The 9,054-nt window shown below is 70.6% G+C and carries 6 protein-coding genes and 1 pseudogene; 3 read left to right on the top strand and 4 right to left on the bottom strand.

Features of this window, described 5'->3' with window-relative positions; translation table 11 throughout:
* Positions 1-531: 531 nt before the first annotated feature.
* The gene (locus tag ACFYW7_RS36750) at positions 532-885 is read right to left on the bottom strand and encodes a hypothetical protein (RefSeq protein ID WP_389510615.1); all 354 of its coding nucleotides are present in this window, start codon (positions 883-885) and stop codon (positions 532-534) included.
* Between the two features lie 316 nt (positions 886-1,201).
* Positions 1,202-1,666 carry a DUF2199 domain-containing protein gene (locus ACFYW7_RS36745; protein WP_389510613.1) on the bottom strand — a complete coding sequence of 155 codons (465 nt, stop codon included), beginning with the start codon at positions 1,664-1,666 and terminating at the stop codon, positions 1,202-1,204.
* A 123-nt stretch (positions 1,667-1,789) separates the two neighbouring features.
* Between ACFYW7_RS36745 and ACFYW7_RS36740 the strand changes: the two genes are divergently transcribed.
* Both ACFYW7_RS36740 and ACFYW7_RS36735 read left to right on the top strand, forming a co-directional pair.
* Positions 1,790-2,266 (top strand): hypothetical protein, encoded by a 477-nt coding sequence (locus ACFYW7_RS36740; RefSeq protein WP_389510611.1) that lies wholly within the window; start codon positions 1,790-1,792, stop codon positions 2,264-2,266.
* Between the two features lie 135 nt (positions 2,267-2,401).
* Entirely contained in the window at positions 2,402-7,093 is a 4,692-nt protein-coding gene (locus ACFYW7_RS36735) for a HEAT repeat domain-containing protein (protein ID WP_389510609.1), read from the top strand.
* Between the two features lie 13 nt (positions 7,094-7,106).
* Here the strand turns inward: ACFYW7_RS36735 and ACFYW7_RS36730 are convergent.
* Positions 7,107-7,255, bottom strand: a pseudogene (locus ACFYW7_RS36730) (IS110 family transposase); the annotation flags it as partial.
* Positions 7,256-7,362: 107 nt separating this feature from the next.
* Between ACFYW7_RS36730 and ACFYW7_RS36725 the strand changes: the two are divergent.
* Complete coding sequence (locus ACFYW7_RS36725) at positions 7,363-7,584, top strand: hypothetical protein (RefSeq protein WP_389510607.1); 222 nt, start codon at positions 7,363-7,365, stop codon at positions 7,582-7,584.
* Positions 7,585-7,891: 307 nt separating this feature from the next.
* On the opposite strand, the gene ACFYW7_RS36720 is transcribed toward ACFYW7_RS36725, so the two are convergent.
* Positions 7,892-8,800 carry a GyrI-like domain-containing protein gene (locus ACFYW7_RS36720; RefSeq protein WP_389510605.1) on the bottom strand — a complete coding sequence of 303 codons (909 nt, stop codon included), beginning with the start codon at positions 8,798-8,800 and terminating at the stop codon, positions 7,892-7,894.
* Positions 8,801-9,054 lie beyond the last annotated feature (254 nt).

Raw genomic sequence — 9,054 nt, 5'->3', positions numbered from 1 at the left:
GGCCCCCCCGGGCCCCCCCCCCCCCCCCCCCCTGTCGCGCGCCCCCCCGGGGGGGGGGGCCCCGCCGGGGGGCCCCCCCGGGCGCGGCCCCCGGGGGGGGCCCCCCCCCACGACACCGGAGCGGTTCGCCTGCGCCGCGAGCGCGCCGAACCACTGGTGTGACTTGGCGTGAGCCCGCTTCCAGCCGGGCGACTCCTCGCTCTGGAGACACCTGCGGGGCACCACGAGCCCGATGCCCGGACAACCGCCGTCGGCGCCCGCCATGGTCGTGCCGACGAGGGCCCTCGCGTCGGGCTCCTCCCACGCCGAGCCATCGTTGCGGTTCCTGGAGGGCGGCCGGACAGGTTCCACGGCCCGCCCTTGCGGACCGCGCCCGTACCCTCCCACCGCGGAACCGTCACCAGCTTGCCGAGCCGCAGTGGGCCCGGCCTGGTGAACGGGGCCGCCCAGGACGGCCCTGAGGCCGTGATCACACCAGCCGCATCGGGTTCATGGGACCGGGCAGGTGTATCTCGTCCGAAAGCCCTCGCCTCAGCGGAACTCGTGGACGACCTGGATCTCGCCGACAATGTGGGCGTTGAAGTCGTCGAGGTCCTCGGCCGGAACCCAGAGCTCGAGGATGGTCTGTCCGCCGGCCTGCTGGACGGGATACCGGCTCAAGAACTCCGACTCGACCTCGAAACGTGTGACGAAACCGGCGCCGTCATGTTTCACGTTCCAGTCCCGGGCGATCCTGACCGCGTAGTCCTCGTTGAGGACCGGGTAGAAGATCGGTTGCTCGGGCAGCCGGGGAGGCCAGGCAACCCAGTTCAGTTCCCGGACCAGATCCAGTTCCTTGGGACCGGTGGGGCGCCAAAGGGTCGTCGTTGCCTGCCGGCCGGTCATCCGCGTCGCTCTCTGAAAGTGGGCCGCCGATACCGCGGGTCGGGAGACCAGACGATACCGGCGCCACGAACTCGCAGCTACGCAGTTTCCGCACGCCGGCCAGTTCCGTGACCAGCAGTTACGGGACGGTCTTTCGAGATGGGAGGACGTGGCCTGCCCGGTGGCTCTGTTCACGCGTCCTGGGATCAGGCACATATGACGTGGGGACGACCGACGGACGCGGTGGCCTGGTACCGACTGGAGCGAACAGGCGTCAGGTCGAGCGCTATTGGTCCTTGGGATGCAGGACTGCCTCGGCGATCTCGCGGACACGGTCCTAGGTGACGCCGGTCCGCTGTTCGACCGCGAGGGGGTGGTCGGTGGGCTCCAGCCCGATGAACGGGCGCTGGCCGACCGGACGTGTGTGAACACGCGTCTTCAGGTTGGCGGTGCTGGGCGAGTACAACCCCAACTCGGTGCTCAGCCAGCCGAAACAGGGAGGCTCGGCCTCTCGGCCGGGCGCCTCCCACAGGTCGAGGACACGGGCGAAGCTGTCCCGGCTGAGGGAGACCCGGACACCCCGGGAAAACGCGACGTCGCTGTCGATCACGGGTATCTCGATCAGGCCTCTGATGAAGAAGTACTCGTTCTTGATGACGCACTGGTCTGGGGAGAGCATGCTGGCGGAATCGCCCGCGAAGGTCTCGGACCAGACGTCGGGCGCCATGGCGGAGAACTGCATGGGGAGTTCTGCGTGGTGTCTGCCGCAGCAGGAGCAGATGAAGCCAAGATCGTCAGCCATGGCAGGACACCAGCGATGTGCCGCACCGCCGTCCCAGACGGGGACCGGTGTTTCGGGTCGGCATGATCACGCTCGCCGAAGTCCAGCGCGACGGTCCGCAGGCCGGCTCGACGGCGTGGCACGATGGCCGCCATGTCTGGTCAGGTCTGGGTGTCACTCACATCGTTGGGCGGCGTCGCCCTTGGCGGCATGCTGTCCTACCTCGTCCAGCACAGGACTCAACTGTCGGCGGAACGCGCTGAACAGCACCGGCAGCAGAGCGCTCTGTCGGAGGCCCGGCGCGCTGAACGACTCGCGCTGCTGGAGAAGTTCGTCGAGGTGGCGGCCGAGGCCGAACGCTCCGCGTTCAGCCGGCCTTCCGAGTTCGACGACACCCACCCATGGCACCTGAAGACCCAGGACGTCATGAACAGGCTGTGGGTCACCGAGCGGCTCATCCGCATCCTGTTCCCCCTGCCCGTACACGACGCGGCACGTGCGTACTTCCTCGACCTCAATCGGACGGTGTGGGAGGGCCTGCCCGATGGCGAGAGCGTCCGGGACCACCTCGAGGACAATCGGCTGGCGTTCCTCGATGCCGCCCGAGCGGCCATGGGATAGCCCATCGCCAAGGTTCGAAGTCCTTTAGCCTGTTGTGAAGTCGTCCTGGTCGCGTCGAGTCCCGATCCGATCCGGGACACCCACCTGACCACAACCCGGACGACTTCACCCACCCAGGTTCAGTAACATCCGACGATGACGACGCCGGCAGACAAGCCCTTCCGCGACGCGGTGCGCCGAGTCGATATCGGCTGGTTGTCCGACCACCTTGACGCGCAGTCCTGTTCGCCGTCCGCCCTCGGGCGGCTCATCCGGCACGAGGATCCCCGGCTGCGGTACCTGGGGCTCGTCCTGCTGACGGAGCGCGTCACTTCGGGCCGGACGGGCTACGGGCCAGAGACGGCCGAACTCGCGGGGCTGCTGCCGGTATCGGCACAGGGTCCGCCGGAGGAGGCGCTCGTCCTGGCGCGCCTCTACGAACGACTGGGACCCCATCTCCGCGAGCGCCGCTGGCCGTCGTGGCGTACGGCCGAGCTGCCGGCTCGGGTTCGGATCGCCTGGCTGCGCGCCGAAATCCTGAACGAGCCGGCGGCGATCCGGAAGGAGCCTGTGGGCGAACTGCTGTACCAGGCCGTAAGGGAAGTGACCGTCACCGGCGCGCACCGGCCCCAGCACCTCGTGAAAGAGCTGGTGGACAGCGGTGACCCGGTGCTGCAGGCCGCGGCGCTGCGGTTGGCCCGGGAGGGGCTGCGCGCCGGTCTGCTGGCTCCCGCACTGGTTCGCCGCCACCTGATCGACTTGCTCGGTGTCGGCCGTTCGGACGTCGTGGCCGCCGTACTGGATGAACTCGCCGAGCCGTGGGCGGCGTTGGATTCCCTGCCGCCGGGACTCCTGTCTCCCCTTCTCGCCTCCGACTCGGTGAGAACACGGCCGGAGGTGGCCGATGCCGCACTCGCGGTCGCGGCTCGGCACGGGCACGGTGGCCTGTTGCGGCAGGTCATCGACGATCAGGATCTGCCGTCGCGACTTCGCCGACGCGGGATGGAACTGCTCGGTGACCTGGCGGACCGCGGTGACATCGGCGCGTTGACAGCCATCGCCGCACGGGACCCCCTGTTGTTCGGCGGGCCGGCGGTGACCTGCCTGCGCGGGCTCCACCGGCGCGGGCACTTCCCGGACGGTCCGCACGTCGCGTCCATCATCGGACTGGCACTGGCCGATCACTCGATCGCGCCCAACGAGGTCGCGACGATCCTGTTCACCTGCCGACAGGCGATGTTCCGTGCGCTGATGGACGCCGCCGTCGACGATCCGAGCTGGCCGCGGCGGCTCGCGCTGCTGGTCGCCCTGGCCGGCCAGGGAGCGGCGGAGCTTCCGATCGGTGACGCGATCACCCGGCTTCTCCCCTCAGCTCCATCGCCGGGGCCGTTTCTCGACGCGATCCGTGGCCTGCGCCATGAAGACGCCGAAGACGCCGTGATCGCCCTCCTGCCGTCGGCGCCCGCAGCGGCCCTGGACGCTCTGGAGGCGATCGGCGGGCACCGGACGACGGCAGCGCTGCGGGAAGGTCTCGCTCTCACCACGCAGGAGAGCGTGATCGCACCCCACCTCCGCGCGGTGCGCAGCCGCACCCTTGAGGTGCTGTGGCATCTGACCCTTGATCCGTCCCAGCGGCGTGCCCTCCTCGTACGCCTTGATCCCGCCGACCTGCCGGCTCGCGTCGCGGCGGATCTCGGGGGCCCCGACGAGCAGGAACTGGCACTCCTGAGTTCTCATCTGGACCCGGACGAACCGGTGGTGGCACTGTGCACCCTGGCCGTCCATGGAGGCGTCGGCACGCTGCCGGTCGTCGCGGACCTGCTCCTGCGCGTCGTGACCGAACTGGCGGTGTCCCGGGAGCAGGGCGCAGCCGCCCCGCGACGCGAAGACGGAGAGCCCGCCGGGGAGCCCGTGGTACCCCAGGAGGTCCTGGATGCCGTGCACGGCCTGGGCCGTCGTCTCCACGAGCGGGGACGGGTCAGGCCGTCCTGCCTGCTCGACGCGGCGACCGGACCCGAGGCCGGAGACGCGCTCCTCGCGACCATGGCGCTGGATCTGCTGGACCGGCCCGGACTGTCGGAAGGCGCGCGGGCGATCCTGCTCGAACTCCTGCTCCGTGCCCCCTACATGCGTACCCGTGCGCGAGTGCACCGCCTGTTGCGGCACCGCGACCGGCATGTGCGCAAGCACGTGATCGCGTTGCTCGCCCGCGACGCCACGGGGGAGGACGCGCAAGCGTTGTCGGCGACCTTGATCACGCTGACCGCCGCCCAGGACATCCAGACCGTCCGGCAGGCGCTGCTCGCCCTCGGTCACGCGCGGGCCCGCTGGGCCTCCACCACGATCGCCGCATGCCTCGGGCATCCGAACATGAACATCAAGAAGACCGCCGCCGAGGTCCTGGTCCGTGCGGGCACGCCCGTGGCGGTACCGGCACTGCTCTTCTGGCTCGGGCACCACGACAATCCGGGTCTGCGCGGCACCCTCATCGAGGCGCTGCGCGCCATCCTCGGCGACGCCTACCTGGCGACCGTCCTCGCCGCCGCCGAACACAGCGAGGACGGCCGCGCCCGTGAACTGTTGCTGGAAGGACTCGACCGCACACTGCCGGCGCGTTCGGTACGCGCTCTGGACGACCAGGCGGCCCGGGTCGCGCCGAGCCTGCTCGCCCTGGTGGCGACCGGCCGGGTGGCCCTCGCCTCCGGGACGGTCGAGGACCTCGCGGCGGTCATGGTCAAGCACCGGATCCCCATGCCTCCTGGGCCGCAGCGGGCGGTGGACATCGAGACGGACGCGGACCTCGACGTCAGGTCACTGACGGCACAGGGGTGGAATCCGTCGGTCGCGCTGCGCATCGCCGAAATGCCTGAGTTGCCGCACCCCACCCGGCTGCGGGTGCTCCGGCCCATGCTCGCGGACTGGCTCCGCCTGGCCGGATCCGAACCGGCAGCACGAAGCCGCGTACTACGGCTCACGCTGCGGCTCTGCCCCGCACCGTGGACGACCGAGGAACTGACGGCCTTCGCCCGGTCCACCGGAGTCATGATCGACGGGCTCGCCGACGCCCCGGCCGCAGACCGGCACGACCTCATCGCGGTACTCGAAGCGGTCGCGCCGACTCTGTCGGCCGTCGAGCGGCAGGCCGCCGCCGACGCGATACGCGCGCTGCCCCCGGCACCCACGGCAGGCCCGTCCACCCTCACGCTGCTCCGCGACCTCGGCGCGGTACTGGTCCGCGCCGATCTCGAGCAGGCACTCGCGTCGGCCCGGCTGGGCGCCGACCCCTGGGAGGCCGAGACCGCCGTGCTGCGGGACGCGTTCGCCGCCCCGCGGTCCGCCACAGCCACCACCGCGCAGACGCAGACGCAGACGCAGACGCAGACGCAGGCACAGGCACAGGCCAAGGCCAAGGCCGAGAGCGAGGCTGAGGCGTGGCGCACCGAGCTGGAGACCGCGGTGCGCACACCGAGCGCGCTGGAGGAATTCCGTCGATCCTGCCGACGGCACGGGCACGGGCACGGACACGCTGGCATCCCGGGCTCCCGGGACCGTCTGACCGCACTGATCGAGGTCTACGCCGTCGCCGGACCCGAGGTCCGCGCCACCCTCATCGACTGGATGACGGCCATCCAGCCCCTCGACGCACCACCCTGGACCATCGCCGAGACCACCCACGCGCCGACGCCACCGCCGAGGACCGTGCACATCGACGACCTCGACCAGCCCCGTTCGACCGCACTGCGGGAGCGCCTGCTGGCCATGCTGCGGGCCTCCGCTCCGGACCGCCGAAACACCGCCGCCCTGGCGCTCTTGAAGTGGCCCGAACCCGAGACCCGGCTCCTCGTGCTCCGAGCGTTTCTGCGAGGCCGCATCGACATACCCGTGGATGCCGACCTGGCCCGCACACTGAGCGCCATCGGCGAGACCGAACTCCGCGCGGACGGCATCCTGCACGAGAGGGTGGCTCTCGCGGCAGGCCTGCTCGGCCCGTGGGAGCTGGAACCGCTGGTCCCGCTGCTGCTGGAACGGTGGGAACACGACCCTCCGGCCGGCAGCTCCGCAGCCGCGCGAGCACTACGCCAAGTTCCCGCCGACGTACTGGCGGAGCGCCTCGCCGACCGCCTCGACGCAGGCGCCTGGGGATTCCTCGACCTGCTCCACGGGCGTCCCCTGCTGCGCACCCCCGCGCTGACGCAGACCTGCCGACGGCTGCGCGCCGAGGGGCGCGAGGACCTCGCGGACCACCTGCTCCTCGTCGACGGGCCGCTGCGCCGCCCGGACTCCGCACGGCAGGACGCCGCCGCGCTGACAGCGCTCCGTGAGCGTGCCCCGGCCACGTCGACAGGAGCGTCACAGCCCCCGTCCCGGCAGGAGCTGTTGAACCTGGCCCGTACCGGTGACCCGGCGCGGATACGCCAGGCACTCACGCGACTGGCCGAGGGAAACAGCGGACCGGGCGCAGAACAGGACCCCGACCTGCGGGACCTCGTCGGTGAGCTGCTGCTTCATCCCCGGCCCAAGGTCCGCCTGCTTGCCCATCGGACCTCGCGGGTCATGCTGGACCGGCAGACCTACCTGCACCACACGTCGATCCTGCTGGACGACTCCCAGCCGGATCTGGTGCGCACGGCGATCCGAACTCTCTGCCACGCGACCTGGGAACCCGCGATCCCCGCCGTGACGCGACTGCTGGAGCACCCTCATCCCGTCGTCCGCAAGACCGCGGCCGAGGGGCTGACAGGAATGGGTACGTCGGCGATTCCCGCGCTCAGACATGCCGCCGCCCACGCCCGTCCCGACAAGCGGCCTCTCTACACGGAGGTCCTCGAACAGATCGCGACCGCGTAAGCGAAGTGATCAACCCGGGAACGAGGACGGCCTGTTCGTCGAGCGCATCGAAGACCTGGTCGGTCAACCACCGTGCCATCCGCGGGCCTTGGGCCGGATCGTCCCGACGAGCCTGCGGCGGCCGGCTCTCCACAGCGCCGGGGGCGGGGAGCCATGGCGTTCCCGTCCCCGCCCAGGACATTTGTCAGGCTTCTCGTGTGACACCTGTACTGCCGTACGTGTGCCTCTTGGCCCTGCACCGCGCGAGCGGGCCTCCGTAGCCTTGAGGCATGTTCACATCTCACAAACCAGGACTGGACGATGCCTGGGAAGGCATCGTCGAGGACAAGTCGCGGGGCATGCTCGACGGCGCGAACATGTACCACTTCATCAAGGTGCGGTGCGCGGACGGCCGGCTCGTCAAGGTGCGCGTCGACCGGGGGCTGTGGAAGTCGATCACGGTCGGCGATCGCATCGTGAAGGAGCCCGGTAGCGGGCCGGTCAAAGCGTAGTGCCGGACGCGGCGTGCTGGACGGCGCTGCGAAACACGTGGGCCGCCTCGGCCAGAGTTGCCCGGGCGGCCGCGCAGCTCTGTGCGGTGCAGCGGGGAACAGGCCACGACCGGCACATCCTTCCCCGTCGGAGACCGGACGGCTCACCGCTACCAGAACCACCGGCCGATCCGCCGTGGCCGAGACCAGCCACCGTCGCGTACACGGAGCGTTGCACGACGCATTTCTCGGCCGACATGCCTACAACGAGCGGGACTTGCACCACCCCGGCAGGCTGAGCCAGAACTCCACCGCCTGGTACCGGTGTTCACTCTCCGGTGCTCGCGCTGCTCCTGCTGTTCCCGGTGCTTGCACTGTCCCGCTCCACCGGAATCCACAGCTGGGAGCCGGTCTCCGTGCCGACCGGCACCGGCTGCGTCCACAGGAGCTCCGGACCCGGTCGGGTCGTGTAGCGGTTCGAGGGGAACCACTGCGTGAACACGTCCCGCCACAGTTCCTGCAAGGCACTCGGATACGGCCCATGGTTGTCGAAGACCGCCCAGGGCCCGGCCGCCACGTCGAGGATGTCGAGCCCTTCGGCGACCGCCTCGGGACCGGTCACCACACCGACCCAGTAGTCCGCCTCGGCGCCCTCCTCGCGGCTGTCGGTCAGGTACACCACCGCCGACAGAACCCCCATGGGTTCCCCGTCGGCCAGTTCCTTCATCCGGCCGATCGCCTTGTCGTCCAGACTCCGTACATGTGCCGTGGCGGCCGAGTTGAGCCCCTCGTGCACGAGGGGGACCCGGGCGCTGCGGCCGACCACCCGAAAGGACTCCTTCTCCACGATCCGGTACCGCATGGTCGTACTTCCCTCGACGACGACGCGGAAGGACATGCGGGGCTGTGCCGTGAGGACCGCACCGGTGCGCCGGGCCTCGCCCGGCCCGATGCCGTGCACCGACCGGAAGGCCCGGGCGAAGGCCTCGCCCGAGCCGTAGCCGTACCGCACCGCGACGTCGAGCAGCGTCAGCTCCCCGGCGATCACTTCGGCCCCGGCGAGCGTCATGCGTCGGCGCCGTACGTAGACCGGGAGAGGCATTCCGGCGAGAGCGGAGAACAGCCGTCGGAAGTGGTACTCCGACACCGCGGCGATCCCGGCCACCTCGGCCATGTCGACCTCCCCGTCGAGCGAGGCCTCCAGATGGTCCAGTGCCTGGTTCAGCCGCTCCAGCACGCGTATCCGTCCTTCCCTCTGGTGTCCGCGTCGTCGGAACCCGTGTGGCGGCCGACCAGCCGCGGGCGCCTCAGCCGTTGGTGCCTGAACGCGAGCCGGAGCAGCGTTGGTTCCTGACCGCAGGCCGGAGCCGGAGCCGGAGCCGGAACGGCTCGCCGCCACCGCGGTCATCGGCGCATCGGTCTCGGGCCCCGGTCAAGCTGTCGTGACGCACCTGCTCCACGACTGCTCCCACGGAGGTCCTCCCTGGGGGA

It is taken from the genome of Streptomyces sp. NPDC002580 (assembly GCF_042889485.1).
GTDB lineage: Bacteria > Actinomycetota > Actinomycetes > Streptomycetales > Streptomycetaceae > Streptomyces.
Note: the sequence above shows the minus strand (reverse complement) of the source record. Positions and strands in the feature narration are given on the sequence as shown.

Bases quoted from the DNA above. Each gene is read 5' to 3' on its own strand.
- ACFYW7_RS36750 (WP_389510615.1), bottom strand. From the start codon at position 885: ATGACCGGCCGGCAGGCAACGACGACCCTTTGGCGCCCCACCGGTCCC.
- ACFYW7_RS36745 (WP_389510613.1), bottom strand. From the start codon at position 1,666: ATGGCTGACGATCTTGGCTTCATCTGCTCCTGCTGCGGCAGACACCAC.
- ACFYW7_RS36740 (WP_389510611.1), top strand. From the start codon at position 1,790: ATGGCCGCCATGTCTGGTCAGGTCTGGGTGTCACTCACATCGTTGGGC.
- ACFYW7_RS36735 (WP_389510609.1), top strand. From the start codon at position 2,402: ATGACGACGCCGGCAGACAAGCCCTTCCGCGACGCGGTGCGCCGAGTC.
- ACFYW7_RS36725 (WP_389510607.1), top strand. From the start codon at position 7,363: ATGTTCACATCTCACAAACCAGGACTGGACGATGCCTGGGAAGGCATC.